The organism is Shewanella marisflavi (assembly GCF_002215585.1).
GTDB lineage: Bacteria > Pseudomonadota > Gammaproteobacteria > Enterobacterales > Shewanellaceae > Shewanella > Shewanella marisflavi.
Window position 1 is genome coordinate 3,050,024 of sequence record NZ_CP022272.1, and the last position, 25,118, is coordinate 3,075,141.

A 25,118-nucleotide genomic window follows, 5' to 3' on the forward strand; every position below is an offset into this window, starting at 1 on the left:
CTCACTCCTTGAGATAAAAAACACACCTGTTGTTTGACCGCCATAGCGGCGCGATTGACCCTATAAGATTTCATTAGGCTATCCCCCAAATCTCGTCTCGGTATTGACCAATGGTGACATCGCTGGAAAAGCGACCACTGGCGGCGGTATTGCGTATGCTCATCTGTGTCCAATGATGGGGATCCCGATAGGCCTTGGCCGCCTGCACTTGGGCGAGCCGGTAGGACTCAAAATCGGCGGCGATCATCCAGGGATCCTTGGGACAACGAATGCTGTCGATGATGGGGTCGAAGATCCCAGGTTCAAGCAGATTAAAGTGGCCGCTTTCCAGCAGGCTCATCACCTCACTTAGCGCCTGGGACTTGGCGATAAAGTGCTGAGGATCGTAGTGAGGTTTCAACGCCTCCACCTCGTCGGCGGTGAGGCCAAAAAGAAAGAAGTTATCTTCGCCAACCTCTTCGAGCATCTCGATATTGGCGCCATCTAATGTGCCTATGGTGAGGGCACCATTCATCATAAACTTCATGTTGCCCGTGCCCGAGGCCTCCTTTCCGGCGGTGGAGATCTGCTCGGAGAGATCCGTCGCCGGGCAGATACGCTCCATGGCACTGACGTTATAGTTGGGATAGAAAGCAAAGCGCAGGTAAGGGGTCACTAGAGGGTCTGAGTTGACCATATGGGCCACATTATTAGCGAGCTTGATCAGCAGCTTGGCCATGGCATAGCCCGGAGCCGCCTTGCCACCAATCAACACACATCTTGGGGTAATATCGGTAAGCTTGCCCTGCTGGATCAGGTGATACAGATGGATCACATGCAAAATATTGAGCAGCTGGCGCTTATACTCATGAATGCGTTTCACCTGCACATCAAACATCATTTTAGGGTCAAAGCTCACGCCGCATTCTTGTTTCACCAGAGCCGCCAACTGGCGCTTGTTACTCTGTTTCGCCGCCTGCCAGGCCTTGATAAGCTCCTTATCATCGGTAAAGGCATTGAGCGCGCTGAGCCGACTAAGATCTTTCACCCAGCCCTCCCCTAATCGCTTATTGAGCAGCTGCGCCAATGCAGGGTTGCTCTGGGCCAGCCAGCGCCTTGGGGTCACGCCATTAGTCTTGTTGTTAAACTTCTCGGGCCACAGGGCGTAGAAGTCCTTAAACAGGCCAGAGGTCAACAGCTGGGTATGCAAGCCAGCGACGCCGTTCACCGAGAAGCTGGCGACAATCGCCAGATAAGCCATGCGAATATGAGACTCATCTCCCTCTTCGATAATGGACATGGCGCGCAGCTTGTCGCCGTCACCTGGCCAGTGATGAGCCACCATATCCAGGTAACGGGCGTTGATCTCATAGATGATATCCAGCAGCCTGGGCAGCATGTGAGCAAACATGCGCACCGGCCAACGCTCCAGCGCCTCGGGCAGCAATGTATGGTTGGTGTAGGCCATAGTCTGGCTGGTGATTGTCCAGGCCTGATCCCAGCCCAAGCCATACTTGTCCATCAAGAGGCGCATCAGCTCAGGGATCGCCACACTGGGATGAGTGTCGTTAAGCTGCATCACATGCTGACGGGCAAAATCGGTGAAATCTGCACCATGCTGACTCACCCAGGTATTGAGCAGATCCTGCAGGCTGGCAGAGGAGAGAAAGTACTGCTGACGCAGCCTCAGCTCTTTGCCATTCTCGCTGGCATCATTGGGATAAAGCACCATAGTGATCTGCTCGGCTAAGTTTTTACGGGCAACCGCCTCGGTATAATCCCCTTGGTTAAACTCTTCGAGATCGAAGTCGTCCGTGGCCTCCGACTTCCACAACCTAAGGGTATTGATCCGCTCGTTACGGTAGCCGGGCACAGGCATATCATAGGCCACCGCCAGCACATCCTGAGTCTCCACCCAGGTGTATTGGCGCTTACCATCGCGGTCGATATAGGACTCGGTATGACCGAAGAAAGGCACGGTCACATTATGGCTGGGCACACGCACCTCCCAGGGATTACCATCGCGCAGCCAGCGATCGGGACGCTCTACCTGATAGCCATCCCACAGCTTTTGGGCGAACATGCCGTACTCATACCTGATGCCATAGCCGGTGACATTGAGATCCAGGCTGGCACAGCTGTCGAGAAAACATGCCGCCAAGCGCCCAAGACCACCGTTGCCCAAGCCAGCATCATGCTCCTGCTCCTCCAATTGTTCGAGCGCCACGGCATAGTCCTTCAGTACCTGCTCAGTTTCCTGATTCATGTCCAGATTCAGCAAGGCATTGCTCAGGGCTCGCCCCATAAGAAACTCAAGCGACAGATAAGCCACCCGCTTATTGCCCGCCTCTCGATCCTGCTGGCGGGTGGCGCGCCACTTGGGCAGCATCTGATCTTTTACGCTCAACGCAAACGCATAAAACAGCTCCTGATCGTCCCGCTCCTTGGGGGCCAGACTCTTATCGATATGGCGCTCAAAGCAGGCTCCTAAGGTCTCACAGGGATCGCAGATGAGACTGGCGGGCGACACCGACTCATCACTGGTGCTTGTCACTTTCACCTTACGTTCACTGGCCTTGTTCGTGGTCGCTGGTTTACTGGTCCTAACTGGCTTATTGGTCCTAACTGACTTAGTCGTCTTAGTTGAACTCATCTAGACTCTCCTGTCGCTTGTGGCGCTGAAGTAAATTGCGCGTAATAGATCATCAGGCTTCTGTCTTGCAAGACCAGGCTGGCCCCCTGCAACAAGCCCTGCCTGTTAGTGGCCTTGCCATCTTGAGGACAGTCCTGGGTGCTGAGCAGGCATTGCCACTGCACTATCCCCTCAAGACTTGGCAGGGTGAACTGCTGTGGTCTGTCGTCGGCATTGAACATCAAGAGTAACGCCTGACGGCAACCGGTCTGCGCCTCCAGCTCGCCGCTGATCACCAGGCTCAGGGTACGGGTCTGTGCCTCGCCCCAGTGCGCCTTAGTCATGGGCTCTCCCTGGCGGCAGAACCAGTCGAGACCTGGTGAGGCAAAATTGGCGCTCTCGTGGATATAGTCTCTGTGGCAGAGCATGGGGAAACGGCGGCGCAACTTGATCAGATTCATGGTGAAGCTCAGCAGTTCATCGCTGGCGATATCCTTGCGCCAGTCGAGCCAACTACTGGGGTTATCCTGACAATAGGCGTTGTTATTGCCGTGCTGACTATGGCCCACCTCGTCACCGGCCAGCAGCATGGGCACCCCTTGAGACATAAAGAGTGTGGTGAGCATGTTGCGACACTGACGGGCCCTCAGTGACTTAAGCTCCACCTCATCGCTCTGCCCTTCATGGCCATAGTTGTGGCTATAGTTTTCGTTGTGCCCGTCGCGGTTCTGCTCACCATTGGCCTGGTTATGCTTATGGCGATAGCTCACCAGATCCATCAGGGTAAAGCCGTCGTGGCTGGTGATAAAATTGATGCTGGCAGCGGGTTTGCGCCCCGCATGTTCAAACAGGTCACTGGAGCCGTGAAAGCGAGTCGCAAACTCGGGCAACATGCCGGCATCGCCACGCCAGAAACGACGCACCGTATCGCGATACCTGTCGTTCCATTCGCTCCAGCCAATGGGGAACTGTCCCAGCTGATAGCCTCCGGGGCCGATATCCCAAGGCTCAGCAATCAGCCGCACCTGGCTGAGCACTGGGTCTTGACCTATGGCATCGAAAAAACCAGAGCCAACATCGAACCCATGTTCTTCACGGCCTAAGGTGGTGGCCAGATCGAACCTAAAGCCGTCGACCCCCATCACCTCAACCCAATAACGCAGCGAGTCCATCACCAGCTGCAATACTCTGGGATGGGACAGATTCAGGGTGTTACCACAACCGGTATCATTGATGTAGTAGCGTGGCTCACTCGGATGCAAACGGTAATAGCTGAGGTTATCGATCCCCTTAAAGCTATAGGTTGGCCCCAGGCGGTTGCCCTCGGCGCTATGGTTGTAGACCACATCCAGTATCACCTCGATACCGGCGCGGTGCAGGGCGCTGACCATGTCACGAAACTCATTGATCCCGGCGCTGCCATGCTGGCCACCCGCTGCTGCGGTACTGCTGAGATAGCCATGATGGGGCGCGAAAAAACCTATGCTGTTATAGCCCCAGTAGTTAGTCAGTCCCTTCTGCTGCAAGAAAGCCTCAGAGACAAACTGCTGCACAGGTAACAGCTCCACCGCCGTGATCCCAAGGTGATTGAGATAGCCAATACTGGCCGGATCCCCAAGGCCGGCAAAACGACCTCTGTTTTCCTCTGGCACCTCTGGGTTTTGCTGACTAAAACCTTTGACATGCAACTCATAGATCACGCCGCGTCTAAGCGACAGCGGGCTCTCTCGCTGCTCACCGGGATTCATTAGCGGCGCAATAGGCGCTAAGCCCTCAAGGTCAACCACCACACATTTGGGCATCTCAGCGGCGTTATCCAGCTCGCAGAAGCTTAAATCCTCCAGCTCATGACCAAACTGATAACCATAGTGAGATTTGTGGTCAATGATCGGCCCCGACAACTGCTTGGCATAGGGGTCGAGCAGCAGCTTGTTGACGTTAAATCTATGACCAATAAGTGGCTGATAGGGACCATCGACCCGATAGCCATAACGGCAGCCCGCCTTCAGCTCAGACACATGGCCATGCCAGATCTGCTGAGTCTGGCGCTCCAGACGAAAACGGGCTATCTCAGTCTCTTCCTCATCAAACAGACAAAGATAGACGGCGCTGGCATGGGCCGAAAACAACGCGAAGTTAACCCCGTCACTGTCCAAGGTGGCTCCTAAGGGATAGGGCTTGCCTTGGGTCAGTCGCATGACACGCTCTCATCAAGCTCCAACACCAGACAGGCCAATGGCGGCACGCTGATACAAGCGCTTTGGGCCTGGCCCTGATAGGCAAGTGGCTCACTGTGGATCATCCCCTGATTGCCCACATCGCTACCACCGTAATAGTGACTGTCACTGTTAAGCCGCTCGCGGTAATCGCCAGGTAGAGGCAGGCCGATACGAAACTCGCGGTAAACCTCAGGGGTCATATTAACGATGAACACCAATTGCTTATCGCCGCTTTGACGGATAAAGCTAAGCACTCCGGCGCTGGCGTTGTCGCAATCGAGCCAGCGAAAGCCCTCACCATGATGATCATCGCCATAGAGGGCAACACTCTGCCGGTAAAGGTTATTGAGATCTTTCACCCAATGCTGCATCCCCTGGTGCGGGGCATAGGCCAGCAGATGCCAATCCAGGCTGCGTTGATGATCCCACTCATCTCGCTGGGCAAAATCGTCCCCCATGAAGAGCAGTTTCTTACCTGGATGACCCCACATAAAGCCCAAGTAGGCTCTTAGGGTGGCAAACTTCTGCCAGTCATCGCCTGGGATCTTATGCAGCAAAGAGCCCTTACCATGAACCACCTCGTCATGACTGAGCGCCAAAATAAACTGCTCGGTGAAGCAATACATGAGGCTGAAGGTCAACTCATTATGATGATGACTGCGGTAAATGGGGTCACGGCTAAGATAGCTCAGGCTGTCATTCATCCAGCCCATGTTCCATTTAAAACCAAAGCCCAGGCCGCCCTCTTCCACCCGCTTAGTAACACCGGGCCAGGCGGTCGACTCCTCAGCAATCATCATGATGCCGGGAAATCCTTGGTAAAGACGGGTGTTGAGATCTTGCAAGAAAGCGATGGCATCGAGATTTTCGCGACCGCCATGGACATTGGGTAGCCACTGATGAGGCTCGCGACTGTAATCGAGGTAGAGCATAGATGAGACAGCATCCAGCCTCAGACCATCGAGATGAAACTCCTGCAGCCAGTAGTGGGCATTGCTAAGCAGATAGCTCTGCACCTCGCCGCGGCCATAGTTGTAGATCAGAGTATCCCAGTCGGGATGCTCCCCCTGACGGGGATCTTGGTGTTCATACAGGCAAGACCCATCGAAACGCATCAGGCCGTGAGGATCCTTGGGAAAATGCGCCGCCACCCAATCGAGGATCACCCCAATGCCGGCCTGATGACAGGCATCGACAAAGGCCTTAAGCTCATGGGGCTGACCAAACCTGTGAGTCGGTGCATACAGTCCCACGGGTTGGTATCCCCAGGAACCATCGAAGGGGTATTCACTCAGTGGCATAAGTTGCAAATGGGTATAGCCCATCTCGACGACATAAGGGATCAGCTCATCAATCAGCTGGATATAGCTGAGATATTGCTCGCCGCTCTCCCCCTGACGGCGCCAAGAGCCCAGGTGCACCTCATAGATGGAGACGGGCTCAGCATGCCACGCCTGCTTGGCGCGTTTGGCCAACCAGGACTTGTCCTGCCAGGCATAATCGAGCTGCGGTGGCACGATAGAGGCATTACCCGGCGCCCCCTGCATGGCGCGGCCAAAGGGATCAGCCTTAAGGACCCGCTCACCCTCTTGAGTAACAATCTCATATTTATAGTGGGTCAGCGCCTTCATCTCTGGGATAAAGATCTCCCACACACCATTGGCCGGATGATGGCGCATCACCTGACGCCTGCCGTCCCAATCAATTCCATCGTGCACCAGCGACACCCGCTTGGCATTGGGCGCCCAGACACAAAACTGCACGCCGTTGACACCATCGACCTCACGCCAGTTCGCCCCCATGAAACGATAGGCCTGCTCCTGACGCCCTTCGCTGAACAGATACAAGGCCTCCTCACTGAGCTGGCTGGCATATTGATAAGGGTCGCTGCGCTCCTCGACGCTAAAGGGATAATGCACTCTGAGGCGGTATGCAAACGGATTCACTCGCCGTCCTGCCAGCCCGGCAAAGACGCCCTGGTCACCATATGGGGTCAACTCGGCTACTTTGCGACCATCCTGAGCAGCGATCAGCTCGACTCGCTGCGCGCCGGGCAAGAAACAGCGCACCACCAGACGTTTGACCATGCTTGCCCCTGGGGTTTTAGGTGTCTTGCTGCCCTTAGCCATAGAAGCCACCTCAATGGGATGCATGCCCAATAAGGCAAAGATATCGACATAGTTGGCAGCCAGCAGAGCTTCAATGTCACTTGGCGCAATCAGTGGTGTTGGCATAATCGGCATAGTCATCTGTTATCCCTTTGCTTGTTTGTATCATCGGCTGAAATTAGACTGACGCAGCTGCTCGTCCGCCTGGCGAAATGTGGCCTTAGCTTGAGCTTGCTCTGCGGTGCGCCCTTGAACGATCAATCCCAGTAACCGTTTAATCGAGGGCGACTGTCTCAAGCTGGTCAGGCTGTAGGGCAGACGACGCTGCCAGTTGGCATATTCCTGCCAGGTACCGGGAATATTGACCCCATGGCTTTCACAGCAGAGATCCGCCAGCTGCACGCTAAAGAGGCTTGAAGCAGACTGCGCCGCCACCTCAACCCAGGCGGCCAATAGCTGCAGATAATCTTCCTCTAGCTGCCCCTTGGCGCCATTGACGGTTAGCCAACTGAGCAGCTGCTGACGCTCTTCGTCTCGCAAACCAATCGCCTGCGCTAACGCCTGATCACTGTCGATGAGCCCCAGCTGGCGTTTTAGTTGCAGGTCGCTCTTGGACCACCAGGCCTGCAGATTGGGCACATCATGATTGGCCAGCATCATTAAACTGGCCGCCTTGTGTTCACCGGGCGGCTTAAAGCTGTCCCCATGACGGCAAAAATAGAAGAGCTCGTTGGCATAGATCCCCGCCTCGCCGAGTTTGGCGCGCACCTCATCGGGCACTATGCCTAAGTCTTCACCTATCACCACACAGTTGCGGCGCATGCTCTCAAGGCGCACAATCGCCAGCAAGGTATCCAGCGGATAAAACACATAGGCGCCAGCGCCATCGGATTGCTGGCTCGGCCACCACCAGAGTCGCAAAAGCCCCATTACATGATCTAATCTGAGTGCGCCGTAATAACGCATGTTGCTGCGGATCAGCGCAATAAACTGATTAAAGCCAGACTGAGCCATGGCGATAGGATCGGGCGGTGTCAGCCCCCAATTTTGCCCTTTGGGCGCAAAATCGTCTGGCGGTGCGCCTATGCTGGCCTGCTGGCAATAGAGTGAAGCTTTATGATTCACCTCGGCGCCATCGCCGCGCACACCTACCGCCATATCGCCGATCAGCCCTATGCTCATGCCTACGGCAATAGCATGGCGCTGGCAATCGATAAGCTGGCCGTGAGCAACAAACTGCAAATACTGATGAAAACCTACCTTTGCCGCCTCACTTGCCCCATGGGACTCTGCCTTAATCGCCTCTAGCTCGCAGAAACTCAAAAGCGCCTCTCCCTCCTGCGCAATAAACTGCTTAAAGGCCTTTTCACGCGCTCCGCCACTGCCGAGCACATCGCGGCAAAACACCCGATAAAGGGCGTTAAACAAACGGTATTTCAGCTGAGTTAATTTGGGGTAATCGAGCCAGTCATCGCGATTAAGCCGCTCTCTATCTAAGGCACAGGTTTGTAATAAGGCAGTGATCTCGTCCGCCTCACTCACCGATTCAATATGAATATAGAGCGGATTTAGCCTGCGTCTGTCACTGGGGCTATAGGGGCTGATATAGGCCTCCTCCTTATTAAAGGAATCGCCTAAGGCGTGTAGCGGATTGAGTTGAATAAAGTCACAGCCATAATCACTCAACCAAGCGATCAGACTGTTAAGATCGCCAAAATCGCCTATCCCCCACTGGCTCTCACTGCGCAGGCTATATAAGGCAATGCTGATCCCCCAAGGCTTACTCCCCTCGCTAAGCTGCTTGGCCTTAGGCGGTGCCAGCAGCATGGTGCCATGGTGTGCTTCGCTATCCCAATCTACGGGCTGCGACCCTGGCTCGGTGCAGCAGACGGATAATCTGTGATAGCCCATGGGAAGCGGCCGCTCAGCATTGATAAAGGGGGCTAGCGAGACACGATAGCGATAATAGGCATGTGAGTCGTAAAAATAATCACCGACCAGCTCAAGATCTGCGAAGGGAATAGTCAGTTCGATAGGCGTACCTGCCTCAGTGATGATACGCACCCTAAGCTCCCGCGACCAATGACTTGGCAGGGAGATAATAAAACTTGGCGCAGACAGGCTGGCATATTGAAACGGCGCCAGCGGCCGCTGCCATGGCGCGACATCCAAGTCATAATTACGCTGATTGATGGCCTCCTGGTTGGCACGAACAAACGCCTCTGGACTGAGTTCTTCACAGTTAAACTTAGGCTGCTGGCACGTACTCAACATGCAGGCCAGTATACCGATACGATCGGTCAAATTATGCTGCACTGTCCGTCCAGAGTAGTCGGTATAGCTTGCGCCCACGCCCTGCAAATAGAGTAACTTATCTAAGCTCATCGCCGATTTCCCTGCACGTCATCAAACCGCCCTAATATCCTGAGCAGTAAACATGCCAAACACAGGTAACAAGTTGACGACAGATTTATGTCAATCAGGTGAAGCGTTTTAAGCGATAAAAATCATAAAGTTAATAGAATACACTCCACACAGTCCCGCAAAGTAACCTGCAAGTGATGAATGAATCGACAGGAATGCTTGCACAAATATTGTGCAGGCGAACTAATTCGATGCAGCAAATCTTGGTCAATCCGGTTTAACCCAAAATAACGCTGAACAGGTAAATTGACCTTATTTCAACCTTTGAAAGTCACAGTTATAGATTTTCAAAACTGAAAATCCATCAAATTTCGTATTTGTCATAAATTTACAATTTTAGTTGTACAGATCTAAGTTCTCGCCATCCTTTAGGCTATCCAACCCCTTTTTACGAGATAGATCACACCTTTGGAGCAACCTGATTGGTACTTTAGTTACCAGAAAAGATAACAACTTTTAACTTTAAGCATAAAAAGGTGATTTTATGGCTGCTAAATTTTTTATCCCATCCGTTAACGTATTAGGACAAAATGCAGTTGACGACGCCATTGGTGATATTAAAACCCTGGGCTTTCAGCGTGCGCTGATCGTCACCGACAAGCCACTGGTAGAGATAGGCCTGGTTGGCCAGATCGTCGAGAAATTCGGCGCGGCGGGTATCACATCGACTATCTTCGATGGCGTGCAACCTAACCCGACCGTAGGTAATGTCGAGGCGGGTCTGGCGCTACTCAAGGCAAACGACTGTGACTTCGTGGTATCTCTGGGCGGCGGCTCACCACATGACTGCGCCAAGGGTATCGCCTTGGTCGCGACTAATGGCGGCAATATCAAAGACTATGAGGGTCTGGATATGTCGGCAAAACCTCAACTGCCACTGGTTGCCATCAATACCACGGCAGGTACCGCCAGTGAGATGACTCGTTTTTGCATCATCACCGACGAGTCGCGTCACATTAAGATGGCCATTGTCGACAAGCACACCACACCTATCCTATCGGTCAATGATCCTGAACTTATGCTGCTCAAACCTGCTGGCTTGACCGCCGCAACAGGTATGGACGCCCTGACCCACGCCATCGAGGCCTATGTGTCTATCGCGGCCAACCCTATCACAGATGCGTGTGCCATTAAGGCGATTGAGCTGATTAAAGCTAACCTGGTGGAAGCGGTAGAAAATGGTCAGAGCCTTGAAGCCCGCGATCAGATGGCCTACGCCCAATTCCTAGCGGGTATGGCCTTTAACAACGCCAGCTTAGGTTATGTTCATGCTATGGCCCACCAGTTAGGCGGCTTCTATGACCTGCCACACGGTGTCTGTAATGCCCTGCTGCTGCCACACGTTCAGGCCTACAACGCACAAGTGGCCGCGCCACGTCTAAAGGATGTTGCCAAAGCCATGGGGGTCGATGTTGCCGGTATGACTGATGAGCAAGGCGCAGCTGCCGCTATCGAAGCAATCAAGGCGCTGTCTGTCGCAGTGAAGATCCCTGAAAACCTAACCATGCTGGGCGTTAAAGCCGAAGATATTCCAACATTAGCCGACAACGCATTGAAAGATGCCTGCGGCCTGACGAATCCAAAACAGGCGACCCACGAAGAGATCTGCCAGATCTTTACTAACGCACTATAGCTAGTCCAACAGTTTAGAATTTCTCCCTGCAAACTGAAATTCTGCCAAGGCCCACCATTGGTGGGTCTTTTTAATGGCGATGGCAAATGATGACTTTAAGCGGAATAAAGCGTGCCGATACAGCTAAGTTTACTAATAGACGCAAAAAGTCAGCTTTTTCGATGTTTTAAATATAAAAAACCAGCACTAATAGCTAAATGCTCTTTTTACGTCACACTTTCGGACTAGTCCATTTGGATACGTCTGTTATAAACTGATGTCAGCTCGCTTTTTCCCTGCAAAGATTCAGCTAGCTAAAAGGCTCGCTGCCCAGATTGGGCGACGAGCCTTTGTCTTATGGCGAACTATTACGAATCTTGGCACTAAGCTTCGCCATCAATACCAACAAGGACGTAACTTTTTTATTACCATAAGCCAATGAAAGCATTGCAATATAAGTTTAACGTAGTAAATAACCACTCTGATAATGAAAATAAACCCTAGGTAAATGGCTAAAGTGTGTTATCGTAGCCGTGCTCTGTTGTTCAGGGTTATTAGTTAAAAGTATCAAGTAAAAGTCAAAACCTTAGTCAAATCTGCTACATTTTTGTCCTCAGTTTTCCCTTAGCTTCATCGTAATACTTAATAATTCAACGGCTCGGCATACCGCAACGTCGCGGTTTTTAAATGAATTAAATAAGGGACAAATATGTCTAATACAACTGGTACAGTTAAGTGGTTTAACGAAGATAAAGGTTTTGGTTTCATCGAGCAGGCAAATGGCGGCGCAGACGTGTTCGTACATTTCCGTGCTATCGTATCTGAAGGATACAAAACCTTAGCCGAAGGCCAAAAGGTTTCTTTCGATGTTGAACAGGGTCAAAAAGGCTTGCAAGCGACGAACGTAGTTCCAGCTTAATTGACTGCTTGATGAAAAAAGGCGACCTAAGGTCGCCTTTTTTGTGCCCTGATTTTAGCATTTAGCTATTGGCTCGCCTGATGTTCCCCTTTCAAGCGTTCACGCAATCTCTGCATAATCACATAAAACACAGGTACTAACAGGGTACCTACCAATGTTGCCGCCATCATGCCACCAAAGACTGAGTAACCCAACGCCCGGCGACTCCCAGCTCCGGCGCCAGTGGCTATCACCAAAGGCAATACCCCCAGCAAGAAAGAGAAGGCCGTCATCAGCACCGCGCGAAAACGCAATCTGGCCGCAGTTTCTGCCGCATCCAAAATACTCTTGCCCTCTTCCCTGAGTTGCTTGGCAAACTCGACGATCAAGATGGCATTTTTACAGGCCAGGCCGATCAAGAGCACTAAGCCTATCTGAGCATAGAGGTTGAGCTCGCTTCCCACTAACAAGATATTGAGGAAAGCCCCTAAGATGGCAATAGGCACCGCCAACATCACCGCAAAGGGAATACTCCAACTCTCATATTGCGCCACCAAGAACAGGTAGGTAAACACCAGCGCTAAGGCGAAGATCACCGGCGCCAGGTTACCCGCCTTGATCTCCTGATAAGTCTGCCCTGTCCACTCAAACTTATAGCCCGAAGGCAGAGATTGCTGCGCCGCTCGTTCCATCGCAGCAATGGCGTCACCCGAGCTATAACCGGGCGCAGGGAAACCATTGATGGTGGTCGAACTAAACATATTGTAGGCGTTCATCACATCCGGCCCCAAGATAGGCGTCACCTTAACCAGGGTACTGAGGGGCACCATCTCACCAGTGGCGGAGCGCACATAAAAATTAGCGATATCCTTGTCAGAATTTCGAAACTCCCCTTCGGCCTGCAATATCACCCTAAATACCTTACCAAACCGATTGAAATCGTTGACATACATAGAGCCCAGCATGGTCTGCATGGTCGCGAAGATCTCGTTTAATGAGATCCCCAGCGCCTTTGCCTTGTCACGATCCACATCCACAAACATCTGCGGTACATCGGCACGGAAATTACTGAATGCCATGGCGATTTCGCTCTGCTCGTTGGCCTTCATGATCAAGGCCCGCATCACGGCAGCCAGCTCCTGTGGTGAGCGTCCTTGTGTATCTTGCAGCACAAACTCAAAGCCACCTACGCTCCCCACCCCGGGAATAGGTGGCAGAGAGAAGGCCATCGCCTTCACCGAAGGATTGGCGGCATATTTTGCCTGTAGTCTGGCCACAATAGCGGCCTCGACCATATCAGGCGAGCTGCGCTCCTCCCAGGTGGACAGGGTCACAATCATCAAACCACCGTTGGAAGAGACAGAACCGGTTAAGATACTAAAGCCACTGGCATGAATCACATTTTCAACCCCGGGCTCGGCAAGCGTCTGTGTTACCAGCTCACGCATCACCTCCTCGGTACGGTTGAGCGATGCCCCATCGGGTAGTTGAATGTCCACCATAAAGGCTTTCTTATCTTCCATGGGCACAAAGCCTGAAGGCAACACCTTGGCAATCCCCCCCGTCAGGCCGATAAGACAAACATAGGCTACACCGACCAACACCAATTTACGCACCAGAGAGGAAACCAGCTTCATATAGCTGCCGGTAAAGCGCTCGAAATAGCGGTTAAACAGATAGTGAAAACCTTGTGTATGTGTCTTGGGCGGCTTCAACAAGGAGGCACACAGTGCCGGACTCAGGGTAAGCGCATTGACCGAGGAGATCAGCACAGAAATACAGATGGTCACCGAAAACTGGGCATACATCTGCCCCGTGATCCCCGGCATCACAGCCGTGGGCGCAAACACCGCCAGCAGCACTAAGGTGGTGGCGATAATAGGTCCTGTCACCTCTTTCATCGCCTTAGAGGTCGCCTCAGCTGGCGAGAGTCCCTCATCTTGCATCAGACGGGTCACGTTCTCCACCACCACGATGGCGTCATCCACCACGATACCAATGGCCAAGATCAACGCGAACAAAGAGACGGTATTGATACTCATGCCAAAGAGCAGAAGAAACGCAAAGGTACCCACCAAGGAAACGGGAATCGCGATGCCTGGCACTAAGGTTGAACGCCCATCTTGCAGGAAGATAAACACCACAAAGACAACCAGAGCGATGGAGATAAAGAGCGTCTGAATCACCTCTGTAATTGAAGTCTGAACAAATTCAGTGGTGTCATAAAGCACCTTGTATTCCAGATCGTCCGGGAAACGGCTAGCCAGGTCCTCCATCTCGTCCTTGATCGCCGCGGCCACATCCAGCGCATTAGCGTCAGGAGCCTGATAGATGGCGATAATGGCCGACGGTTTATTGTTCAGCTTGCCCTGTGCGTCATAGGTTTGCGAACCCAGCTCGACCCGAGCGACGTCGGAAACGATCACCTTAGAGCCATCGGGGTTAGCACGAATCATCACCCGGCCAAACTCCTTGGGATCCTTAAGGCGTCCCTTAGTCTGCAGGGTATATTGAAACTGCTGATCGGGATCCACAGGCGCGGCACCGATACGACCGGCCGCAACCTGAATATTTTGCTCTTTCAGGGCGGCAATCACATCGCTGGCTGTCACGCCAAAGCTGGCCATATTATTAGGATCCAGCCAGATACGCATGGCGTAATCCAGCGCGCCAATCACCTGTACCTTAGAGACACCATTTTGCCTCGCCAGCGCATCTTTAACGTTCAGGCCGGCATAGTTAGTAATAAAAAGGGAATCAAAGGTCTCATTGGGTGATACCAGGTTTACCACCATTAAAATGTTGGGACTTTGCTTTTCGACTTTAACGCCCTGGCGCTTAACCTCCTCGGGCAGTCTGGGCATGGCCTGCTGCACCCGGTTTTGCACTTTCACCTGCGCCATATCGGCATCGGTGCCCACATCGAAGGTAACATTCAGTGAATAGCTACCGTCGTTGGCGCTCTTGGACTGCATATAGAGCATGCCTTCGACGCCGTTGACCTCTGCCTCAATAGGCTGAGCTATGGTGTCTTTGACAATATCGGCGCTGGCCCCCGAATAGCTAGTGCTCACATTAACCTGAGGCGGCGCTATCTCGGGAAACTCGGCGACCGACAAGATAGGAATAGAGATTAAACCTACCAAGGTCAACACGGTCGAGATCACGAAGGCAAATTTTGGCCTATGAATAAAAAACTCACTGATCATAATGACTCCCGATTAGCCATTGTTGATATCTTGAAAAGGCACAACCTCTTGTTCAACGGCATTGACCTCAATCCCGGGGCGGATCTTCTGTAGACCATCCACCACGATTCGCTCTCCCTCATTGAGACCACTCAGGACACGCCAATCGACACCGAAACGATTACCCAGTTCAACGACCCGCTTCTGCACCTTGTTTTCATCATCCAGTACCATCACGAATCGGCCTTGCTGATCTTCCTGCACTGCTGCCTGAGGGATCAAAATGGCCTGCTCACTGATGGGCGACTCTATCACTAAGGTGACAAACAGACCTGGCAGCAACAATGTGCTGTCATTCTTAAAGGTGGCTCTGAGTTCTAGCGTGCCGGTCGCGGCGTCGACTCGGTTACTGACAAAATCGATATAACCTGTCTCCTCAAACATGGTGCCATTGGGCAAACGTAACCTTATGACAATATCCGACAACTCAACCTCATGCTTGGCCGCCTTGGCAAAATTCTGTTTAGCGGAAATGATGGTTTTTTCGGCGACCTGAAAATTAACCCACATGGGTTGTAACTGCACCAGACTGGCCAGCTCGGATTGTGGCGTAATGATATCGCCCTGACTCACTTTGGCACCACTGATGCGACCAGAGATTGGCGCATACACCTTGGTATAGCTTAGCTGTAACTCGGCGGCTTTCACTGCGGCCTCTGCCTGAACGACGCCCGCTGCTGTGGTCAATTTTCGACTGGTGAGCTCATCCATATCCTGGGCGCTGATCATGCCATCGGGCAACAGGCGACTTCCACGCTCCCAATTCATCACTGCCACATCTCGCGAGGCAACCGCCTGTTTAAGTAGCGCCTTTTTCTGCGCCAGCTCAGCTTCAAAAGTAGAGGGATCTATCTCAAACAAAAGATCCCCCGCCTGCACATCATCCCCTTCGACAAAGCTCCGCTTTAACAGCTGACCCTGGATCTGGGATTTGATCACCACATCTTCCGAGGCCCGCGTGCGCCCCACGATCTCTGTCTTAGCCCTGATCTCCTTCAGCTCTGCAGTATTCACCACCACACTGGGCAATACCGCGGGACCGGGAGCTGGCGCCTTGCCACAACCGGTCAGCAGCAGTGCCCCTGTCACCAGAGCAAACCAAGAAAAAGATGATACATTTCTAGCAAACATTAGGGCCTCCAGAGCACCAAGCGACAAACCACGAATAACGTCTATCAGACGGCAGACAGGTTAGATTGCCAAATTAAAGTCTTACAACTGCTTATCATATTAGTAACAAGCTAATGCTTTAACCAGGAATAGCAAGTGCAATTAGCTGACCTAGTTAGCATTTTCATCAAGTTTTCGACTGGGAATGACTAGCCATCATGGGTGATTGAAACAGCAACTGGCATAGCAGGGAAAGAGGAGCCGTCTCCATTAGCTGATGCTTTATTAAGCAAATGGCAAAACGCGCTTAAAAGTGAGACACAGCACAAGGTTATGCCTTAGCCCATCGTGCTACAACAGGTTAAGGGTCTCTCCACTAGACAAAGTGTATCCGGACAGGCCTGGCGAATAAATCTTGACCCTAAAGAAATGCAGTGCCTATGATGGCCCTTGTATCCATAATCAGGAAGGTAATTTATGACAGCCATTTCCCATGTCTATAACTACACAGTTAGATGCCCGCACGTTAAGGATCCCGCCCACCCAACTACCTGGCAAAACCATATCGAATTCAATCAGTCATGCGAAATAGGCCTCAATCGCATCACCAAGTGGCACGATAGATCTGGCCACCGAATCTTCGAACAAGATGGCTTTATCGTAAGAGAAGCCGATGGTGAAAGCGCCTACTTCTCCATGCAGAGCGACCGACTGAAAAATGATGGCCACATTTTGGTGACCTTTAAGATCTTCATGGACGATGCGACCAAGGACAGCTCGGTGCAGGAGATCATGGTGCATCTGATCAAAGACTATCATCAGAGGTTATCTAAGCTAAACTCCATCGCTTAGCCATCCCTCCAGAGCCAGACCGCACAAGATCTGGCTCACATTTTTCTGGTTACAAAACAATCTAGATCACATTTATCGTGCGCCAGAATGTGATACACACCGCCTTAAAACGAAAAAACCAAAATTGTAAAGCATTAAAATACAACAACATACCTAACAAAAGCTTTGTTTCGGTCCGTTATCCCCACCATTCCAGGCTAATTGCCTAAATATCATCACAAGCTTACACTTTTCTGAAATTGAAACAGTTCTTTCTGGCGTATTACGTCAACCTAGCCTCAACTTAAGTTTAAAATAGGAGCAACAACCTCATGGGTGCAGTGGCCAATATCGTCATCGTCGGCGGTGGTGCAGGTGGAATGGAGATCGCAACCAAACTGGGTCGTAAACTCGGTCGTAAGGGCAAGGCAAAGATCACCCTTATCGATTGCGCCGACAGTCACATCTGGAAACCCCTACTCCACGAGGTCGCCACAGGCGCATTGGATATCGGCATAGACGCCATCAGCTATCGCAGCCACGCTGCCGCCCATGGCTACCACTTTCAACAAGGTGCCATGACAGATATCGACCGCGAGCACAAACAGGTGATCCTGGCGCCGATTAGCGATGACAAGGGCAACGAACTCCTACCGGCAAGACGCATCGACTACGATTACCTGGTGCTGGCCATCGGCAGTATTGCCAACGACTTTAATATCCCAGGCGTAAGAGAACACTGCGTCTTTCTCGACAACACCGAACAGGCGATGCAGATACGCACCATGTTGCTTAACAAGTTCATGCGCTATGCCAGCCATCATCAGCTGGACGATAAGATCAAGATTGCCGTAGTCGGTGCTGGCGCAACCGGAGTCGAGATGTCGGCCGAGATGCACCACGCCGTGGAACAGCTCAGCGGCTTCGGCTACAAGATAGATACCAGCCTATTAGAGGTCACGCTGATCGAGGCAGACTCGCGCATTCTGCCCAAGGTGGAGAAACAGGAGATCTCACTGGCGGTGACCAAACAGCTCAACCAGATAGGTGTTCGGGTCATGACAGGTACGCGCATAGACAGGGTCGAAGAAAATCAACTGCATACCTGCGACGGCCAGACCATTGCCAGCGACATGACTATCTGGTCTACCGGGGTTAAGGCACCGGACTTTATGCGCGACATCGGCGGTCTGGAAAGCAACCAGATTAACCAGGTGATGGTGAAGCCCAATATGCAAACTACCCGAGATCCCTATATCTTCGCCATCGGCGATTGCGCCGCCTGCCCACAACCAGACGGCTCCTGGGTACCACCAAGAGGCCAGTCGGCGCGCCAGATGGCGCTAATGACCGCCGATAATATCTGTTTGATGTTAGCTGGAAAAACGCCTAGCAAGGAGTATCTGTACAAAGATCTCGGCTCTCTGGTCAACCTGTCTAAGTTTCATACCGTTGGAAACTTAATGTCCTTTATCGGCGGCGGTGTTCTGGTTGAAGGTAAGATAGCCCGCTTCGTCTACACCTCGCTCTACAGACGTCACCTGATTGAGCTGCATGGCATTTTTAAAGGCACTCTGCTGATGTTCGCCAAGGGGATCAGCCGCATTATCCACCCCCACCTCAAGCTGCACTAAGTATCAAACAGCAAGGTATCAAGCACTATGCACCAATGGCCTCCCTCATGGGAGGCTGTTACTCTTAGCGCTTACAGGTTAAAATAGGGTTGCATTTGTAACTAAGAGATCATTATGAAAAAAATTATTAGCGCTATTATGATCCTTGGCGCCCTCTCGGCTTGTGCCGAACTTAAAGACGCCGGTCGTACCATAGGTCAGACGACCAAAGAAGTCACCACAGATATCGGCCACGCCACCCGCGACACCACTAAGGCTATTGGTCACGCCTCACGCGATGCGGTTAAATCGGTAAAAGAAGATCTCAGCAAAGAAAACTAGCGCCGGCATAAATACCAGCGCTAGCAAAAGAAAAAGATAACAAAGGGCAGTTAATGCCCTTTTTTGTTAGGCGGCGTTAGCACGTATACCGTGGGGCTTAGGCAAGCCGCTCTCATCCACATTGACAAATATCATCTTGTTTATAGTCACCACAGGCAGTCGTGTCACCTTGTTGCGCACCTCACAACAGACGGTAATAGAACTCACCCCTGCGCTAATCAACTCTAAGCCAAACTCAATCACATCACCCTGACGGGCCGGGGTCATAAAGTTTATCTCAGAGATCAATTTGGTCACTATGCTTTGACTGTTCATCTGACAGGCAGCAAAGATAGCCGCCTCCTCGTCGATCCAACTTAATAGCTGTCCGCCGAACAATGCATTGGCGGGATTTAAATGTTCAGGTTTAATAAACCGACGGCTGTAATATTTCATTTCAGGCTCTCCCTTCTGAATTCACCCTTTAGCCGTACAAGAAACAGACCAACAAACAATAACAAATAAAAACAACAGCTTAAAAACTTACACTGAATAATCAACTCACTATTTTAGTGCTTGGTGCACCAAGTTAATTCAAAGGTAGCGCCTTGGCTTACATCTTAGCTTCATATAATTGCAATCAAAATTCATCAATTCTGTCATCTGCATCCCTGACAATCAGGCCGCTTTATCTCAAATAGCGAACAATTTACTTCAACCCAATACGGATGATGAAAGTGATGATGATAAAAAGATTAGCTGCGTTGATCTCTTGCAGCCTAGTAACCATGGCCGCCAATAGCGCCGTGTTACCCAGCGTTCAAACTGATAGCCATTGGTATAAGGAAAGTGCCGAGCGGGTATCAGACAAGGCCACACTAGAAACCAAAGCTAAGGCCAAAAACGTCATTCTGTTTGTGGGCGATGGCATGGGGATCTCCACCCTGACCGCCGCGCGTATCTACCAAGGCCAGCAGCAGGCAGGTAACCAGGGCGGCGAAGAGAACTTCTTAAGCTTCGAGAAGTTCGACCATACCGCCCTGATAAAGACTTATAACACCAACCAACAGACCCCAGACAGCGCCGGCACCATGACAGCCATCGCCACAGGCGTTAAGTCTAAGGCGGGCGTACTCTCGGTATCTGATCAAGCGCTACGTGGTAACTGCCTGTCATCTAAGGGCAACGAGTTAGTCACCCTGGTGGATCTCGCTAATGCCAAAGGCCTATCTACCGGTGTGGTAAGTACCGCACGTATCACCCACGCAACACCAGCTGCTACCTATGCCAACAGCCCTGAGCGTAACTGGGAAGCCGACAGTAACCTACCAGCCGAGGCCGTTGCCAACGAATGTAAAGATATCGCCTATCAGATGGTAATGCGTGATAAGGACAATGCCCTGTCTGTCGCCCTGGGTGGCGGTCGCCGCGCCTTTATTCCTGAAACCGTTACCGATGGTGAAAACAAAACAGGTAAGCGCAAGGATGGCTTGGATCTCACTAAGGCCTGGGTCGAGAACTTCGACAACGCCGCTTATGTGTGGAACAGCGAAGCATTTGACGCCATCGATGCCAGCACCACAGATCACCTGCTAGGCCTGTTCAACTCCTCTCACATGGAATATGAAGCCGATCGCGCCGACGATGTGGGCGGCGAACCTTCACTGACCGAGATGACAGAGAAATCGCTCGAGATTTTGAAGAAGAACGACAACGGCTACCTGCTGATTGTCGAGTCCGGTCGTATCGACCACGCTCACCATGCGGGTAACGCCAAGCGCGCGTTGGCCGATGCCGTCGAACTCTCTAACGCCGTTAAGGCCGCGGTAGAAAATACCGACCCTGAAGAGACACTGATCCTAGTGACCGCCGACCACAGCCATGTGTTCACCATCGCAGGTTATCCAAAGCGTGGTAACCCTATCCTTGGCTTAGTACACGGCGTTGACGGCACTGTTTCGACCGCCCTGGATGGCAAACCATACACCACCTTGGGCTATACCAATGGTCCAGGCGCCGTTGTGGGTAATCGTGACGATCTCTCCTCTGTCGATACCCAAGACAAAGACTTCATGCAACAGGCACTTGTCCCTATGGGCAGCGAAACCCACGCTGGTGAAGATATCAGCCTGCATGCCACAGGCCCAGGCGCAAATCTGGTTCAAGGCGTGATGGAACAGAACGTCATTTTCCACATTATCAACCAAGCACAAGCGCTTGGCGGTACTAAGTATTAATTGGGAGCAATAAAATGAATAAGAAATTACTTGTACTGTCTTTAGCCGCCATTCTCGGCCTAGGGGCTTGTGGTAGCGACGGTGACAACGGCAAAGACGGCGTAGCCGGAACACCAGGCACAGACGGTAGCAACGGCGCAGATGGTAAAGATTGGACCGGCGTGAATCAATGGTACGTCGATGGTCAAAACCGCGTCACCAAGGCGGCAGACATGGCCAAGAACAACCAAGCGGGCGCCGCCAAGAACATCATTCTTTTCGTGGGTGACGGCATGGGCGTATCAACCGTGACGGCGGCACGTATCTTAGATGGTCAGCTTAAGGGGCAAACCGGTGAAGAGAACTCGCTCTCTTTCGAAACCCTGCCTCATCTGGGTCTGGCCAAAACCTATAACGTCGACGGTCAGACACCTGACTCTGCCGGCACCATGACGGCTATGGTCACAGGTGTGAAGACAGACGTAGGGGTGATCTCCCAGGCCGAAGGCGTCGAGCGCGGTGTCTGTTCAACGACCTCAGGACAAGACCTGGTCACCTCACTGGAACTGGCCGCCATGGCGGGCATGTCTACTGGTGTGGTATCAACTGCTCGCGTTACTCATGCGACACCGGCAGCAACCTATGCCCACGTACCAGAGCGTAACTGGGAAGCCGACAGCAATCTACCGGCCGAAGCTGTGACCAACGGCTGTAAAGATATTGCCGCCCAGATGCTGGACTTTAACAACGGCAAAGGGATCAACGTGGTCATGGGCGGCGGTCGCCGTGCCTTTATCCCCAATACTGTGGTGGATCCAGAAGGTAAGTCGGGTAAGCGTAATGATGGTCGCGATCTAACGGCCGAGTGGCTAGCGCAGTATCCTAACGCCAGCTATGTTACCGACCGTGATAGCTTCCTGGCGATGGATACAAGCACCACAGAGCACGCCTTAGGTCTGTTTAACTCATCTCACATGGAATATGACTACGACAGAGTCGAAGCTGGCGTTAATGGCGAACCTTCACTGGCAGAGATGACGGCCAAGAGTATCGACATTCTGAGCAAGAACGACAAAGGTTTCGTGCTGATCGTCGAAGCGGGTCGTATCGACCATGCTCACCACGCAGGTAACGCGGCTAGAGCCCTGTACGACACCATAGCGCTCTCTGAAGCGGTACGTGTCGCTATGGAAAAGACTTCGGCTAAAGACACTCTGCTGATGGTTACCGCTGACCACAGCCATGTGTTCACCATCGCAGGTTATCCAACCCGAGGTAACCCAATCCTTGGCTTAGTGAAGAGTAACGATGCCAACGGTCAACCCTCGGTCACTAACTCTACCGATGCCAACGGCCTGCCCTACACCACAGTGGGCTATGCCAACGGTCTGGGCTTTGGCTCACTGACAACCGGTGGTGACGAGCGATACAACTACGCCGCAGCGCCTGGTCGTGTGGATCTGAACTATGTCGACACCCAGAGTGCAGGTTTCCATCAGGAAGCTCTGGTACCACTAGGAAGTGAAACCCACGCCGGTGAAGATGTGGCCATCTTCGCTCGTGGCCCTGGCGCCAGCTTAGTGGAAGGCACAGTCGAGCAGAATCACATCTTCCATGTGATGAACTTCGCCGGTGACCTAGTCAACAAGGCAGAAACCGCCGCAGCGCAATAAGGCGCTACGCCCCGCAGCCTGATGCCCTTTTAGACACTAAGGTATCAGGCTGCTTATTTGATTTTAGAGAAACATCAGTAGGTCTAATATGTCTCGCACAACACTCAAGTCTGTCTCACTCTTCCTAGGCGTTGCCTGCACTTTGGCCTTCAGCCTACCCACTTTGGCACACAGTCAGGGGCATGCTCATGCCCAAAGCGGCGCTTTTATCTGTGACAGCGCCACTCAGGCCACACGCTTTCAGGCCAACTATCAAATCACTATTGGCACAGGCGACAAGGCTCAGCAGCATCAGCTAACCCTGACACGCTTCGATGACACCATCATCTACCAACGAGGCCCCATCAGCTATGAAGCCTGGCAGAAGAACGGCGAGTATGTGCGCTACTTTCCCGAGCATAAGCGCTCTATCAGCTATCGCCGTAGCGATCTGCTAGCACTCAATATCCACACGGATCTCGACAAACAGTTTCACCTGCTCTCACCTGCCGCAGTGAACCAATTCGATAAGGGCGAGCAACATCAAGATGCCTGCTTCTCGCGCCAAGCCTACCAGCATCAAGGTGAGCAACAATCCTTGACTCTCGACTGGATAAGTGACCTCAAACTGCCCGCCAGCCTAACCATCACTCAGGGCGAGCAAGTGGTTCACTACCAGCTGACCAAGCTGACTCAGGTTAGCCAGGAACATTTTGCCAGCTTAACCTCGGGGTATCAGGATCTCGACTTTGCCGATGTGGGCGACAGCGAAGCCGACCCTTTCATCGCCAAGATGATCACCCAGGGCTTTATTCAGCATGGCAGCTCAGGCTTCTACTCAGCAGACGGCCAGCAGCTTGAAGGCGGCCACGGCCATCAGCATTAATCATGCCTAACAGCGAATCGCCCCATGCTTGAGCATAGAGTTGCTAGGTAAGAGCGCTTAAGTAAAGAGCGCTTCCGTAAAAAGTACTTAGGTAAAAAGTGCTTAGGTAAAAAAGTGCATAAGTAAAAAAGCCATCTCAAGGATGGCTTTTTGCATTGTGGTGCACGCACAAAATCTGACTTAGAGCAGCGCCTTGAGCTTATCGATAAAGAAGTCGATATCTTCGCGGCGGATATCGGCGTGGGTGACCAACCTCAGTGTCTTACCAGGACTAATCAAGATGCCATGTTGCTTCAACGACTTAGCCAAGCTGTCGATAGCGAGCCCGTCGGCCACCCGGGCAAACAACATATTGGTCTGCACTTCATTAAGGTCCACCTCAAACTCATCGAGGGTGCTTAACCGTTCAGCCAGATAACGGGCGTTGTCATGATCGATTGCCAGGCGTGATACCTGATCGTTCAGGGCAATCTCACCGGCAACCGCCAGAATCCCCGCCTGACGCATGCCGCCGCCGAGCATCTTACGCCAGCGGCGGGCCTTGTTGATCAGTCGTTCATCGCCAAGTAGCAGCGAGCCTACCGGGGCGCACAACCCTTTTGATAGGCAGATCGAAACTGAGTCGAAGTGTTGGGTAATGTCGGCAATATCCAGATTCTGCGCCACTGCCGCATTGGCAACACGGGCTCCATCTAAATGGATCTTGAGTCGCTTATTAAAGGCCAGTGCCTGGGCATCGGCCAGATAAGACTGGGGCAACACCTTGCCACCTATGGTGTTTTCCAGGCTCAACAAACGAGTGCGGGCAAAGTGGAAATCGTCCGGCTTAATGGCCGCCTCGATATCTGACAGCAAGATGCTGCCATCGGCCTGATTAGTAAGTGGCTGAGGTTGAATACTGCCCAGCACGGCGGCGCCACCACCTTCAAACTTATAGTTATGCGCCTGCTGACCACAGAGATACTCGTCGCCTCGATCACAATGGGACATCAACGCCAGCAGGTTAGCTTGGGTGCCCGACGAGGTAAACAGGGCACTTTCGAAACCAAAACGCTCGGCGGCCATCGCCTCGAGACGATTTACACTGGGGTCGTCACCATATACATCATCGCCCACTTGGGCATCAGCCATCGCACGGCGCATTGCGGCCGTTGGCTGGGTTACCGTATCACTTCGAAAATCGATCATTTTCCCCCGTCCTACTCATCTTAAACTGCTACACAGAGCTGAAATAGTACTCTTCACCGACGGGGCTCGCTAGCACCAACAACAAAAATTCTTATCTAAAGCCTAAAGACGGGCCAGTTAACCTGAAGAAACTAATCCGGCTACTTTCTCCAGCAAGTGCCAAAACGGCAAAAAATCGGCA

The 25,118-nt window shown here is 52.2% G+C and carries 16 protein-coding genes; 8 read left to right on the forward strand and 8 right to left on the reverse strand.

Annotated elements, in window-relative coordinates:
* Positions 1–73 precede the first annotated feature (73 nt).
* From CFF01_RS13540 to malQ, 4 genes are read right to left on the reverse strand one after another with little or no spacing between them, the layout of a single operon-like run.
* A complete protein-coding gene (locus tag CFF01_RS13540; RefSeq protein ID WP_088905142.1) occupies positions 74–2,632 on the reverse strand; it encodes a glycogen/starch/alpha-glucan phosphorylase in 2,559 nt (852 codons plus the stop codon).
* Positions 2,629–4,809 carry a glycogen debranching protein GlgX gene (gene glgX / locus CFF01_RS13545; RefSeq protein ID WP_088905143.1) on the reverse strand — a complete coding sequence of 727 codons (2,181 nt, stop codon included), beginning with the start codon at positions 4,807–4,809 and terminating at the stop codon, positions 2,629–2,631. The genes CFF01_RS13540 and glgX overlap by 4 nt, the downstream gene beginning before the upstream one ends.
* Entirely contained in the window at positions 4,800–7,073 is a 2,274-nt protein-coding gene (glgB, locus tag CFF01_RS13550) for a 1,4-alpha-glucan branching protein GlgB (protein ID WP_088905957.1), read from the reverse strand. The genes glgX and glgB overlap by 10 nt, the downstream gene beginning before the upstream one ends.
* Positions 7,074–7,103: 30 nt before the next feature.
* Complete coding sequence (malQ, locus tag CFF01_RS13555; protein ID WP_088905144.1) at positions 7,104–9,323, reverse strand: 4-alpha-glucanotransferase; 2,220 nt, start codon at positions 9,321–9,323, stop codon at positions 7,104–7,106.
* A gap of 523 nt (positions 9,324–9,846) precedes the next feature.
* Here malQ and yiaY point away from each other — a divergent pair.
* A complete protein-coding gene (gene yiaY, locus CFF01_RS13560) occupies positions 9,847–10,995 on the forward strand; it encodes an L-threonine dehydrogenase (protein ID WP_088905145.1) in 1,149 nt (382 codons plus the stop codon).
* Between the two features lie 688 nt (positions 10,996–11,683).
* Entirely contained in the window at positions 11,684–11,893 is a 210-nt protein-coding gene (gene cspE / locus CFF01_RS13565) for a transcription antiterminator/RNA stability regulator CspE (RefSeq protein WP_033538611.1), read from the forward strand.
* Between the two features lie 65 nt (positions 11,894–11,958).
* Here the strand turns inward: cspE and CFF01_RS13570 are convergent, their stop codons facing one another.
* Both CFF01_RS13570 and CFF01_RS13575 read right to left on the reverse strand, forming a co-directional pair.
* Positions 11,959–15,081 (reverse strand): efflux RND transporter permease subunit, encoded by a 3,123-nt coding sequence (locus tag CFF01_RS13570; protein WP_088905146.1) that lies wholly within the window; start codon positions 15,079–15,081, stop codon positions 11,959–11,961.
* A gap of 12 nt (positions 15,082–15,093) precedes the next feature.
* Positions 15,094–16,251, reverse strand: coding sequence for an efflux RND transporter periplasmic adaptor subunit (locus CFF01_RS13575; protein ID WP_088905147.1), 1,158 nt, complete (start codon positions 16,249–16,251; stop codon positions 15,094–15,096).
* A gap of 456 nt (positions 16,252–16,707) precedes the next feature.
* Between CFF01_RS13575 and CFF01_RS13580 the strand changes: the two genes are divergently transcribed.
* The 3 genes from CFF01_RS13580 (at position 16,708) to CFF01_RS13590 (ending at position 19,016) form a co-directional block, all read left to right on the forward strand.
* Positions 16,708–17,082: a hypothetical protein gene (locus tag CFF01_RS13580; RefSeq protein ID WP_033538613.1), complete on the forward strand. Its 375-nt coding sequence runs from the start codon at positions 16,708–16,710 to the stop codon at positions 17,080–17,082.
* A gap of 311 nt (positions 17,083–17,393) precedes the next feature.
* Positions 17,394–18,695 carry an NAD(P)/FAD-dependent oxidoreductase gene (locus tag CFF01_RS13585; protein ID WP_033538614.1) on the forward strand — a complete coding sequence of 434 codons (1,302 nt, stop codon included), beginning with the start codon at positions 17,394–17,396 and terminating at the stop codon, positions 18,693–18,695.
* A gap of 114 nt (positions 18,696–18,809) precedes the next feature.
* On the forward strand, positions 18,810–19,016 hold the full coding sequence (locus CFF01_RS13590; protein ID WP_033538615.1) for a hypothetical protein: 207 nt from the start codon (positions 18,810–18,812) through the stop codon (positions 19,014–19,016).
* A gap of 66 nt (positions 19,017–19,082) precedes the next feature.
* Here the strand turns inward: CFF01_RS13590 and CFF01_RS13595 are convergent, their stop codons facing one another.
* Positions 19,083–19,451: an acyl-CoA thioesterase gene (locus CFF01_RS13595; RefSeq protein WP_033538616.1), complete on the reverse strand. Its 369-nt coding sequence runs from the start codon at positions 19,449–19,451 to the stop codon at positions 19,083–19,085.
* 284 nt (positions 19,452–19,735) lie between these two features.
* Here CFF01_RS13595 and CFF01_RS13600 point away from each other — a divergent pair, with 284 nt between their 5' ends.
* The 3 genes from CFF01_RS13600 (at position 19,736) to CFF01_RS13610 (ending at position 23,749) form a co-directional block, all read left to right on the forward strand.
* Positions 19,736–21,232, forward strand: coding sequence for an alkaline phosphatase (locus tag CFF01_RS13600; protein WP_033538652.1), 1,497 nt, complete (start codon positions 19,736–19,738; stop codon positions 21,230–21,232).
* A 14-nt stretch (positions 21,233–21,246) separates the two neighbouring features.
* On the forward strand, positions 21,247–22,884 hold the full coding sequence (locus CFF01_RS13605) for an alkaline phosphatase (RefSeq protein WP_088905148.1): 1,638 nt from the start codon (positions 21,247–21,249) through the stop codon (positions 22,882–22,884).
* A gap of 88 nt (positions 22,885–22,972) precedes the next feature.
* Positions 22,973–23,749, forward strand: coding sequence for a hypothetical protein (locus CFF01_RS13610; protein ID WP_088905149.1), 777 nt, complete (start codon positions 22,973–22,975; stop codon positions 23,747–23,749).
* A 180-nt stretch (positions 23,750–23,929) separates the two neighbouring features.
* On the opposite strand, the gene ltaE is transcribed toward CFF01_RS13610, so the two are convergent.
* Positions 23,930–24,937: a low-specificity L-threonine aldolase gene (gene ltaE / locus CFF01_RS13615; RefSeq protein WP_088905150.1), complete on the reverse strand. Its 1,008-nt coding sequence runs from the start codon at positions 24,935–24,937 to the stop codon at positions 23,930–23,932.
* Between the last annotated feature and the right edge of the window lie 181 nt (positions 24,938–25,118).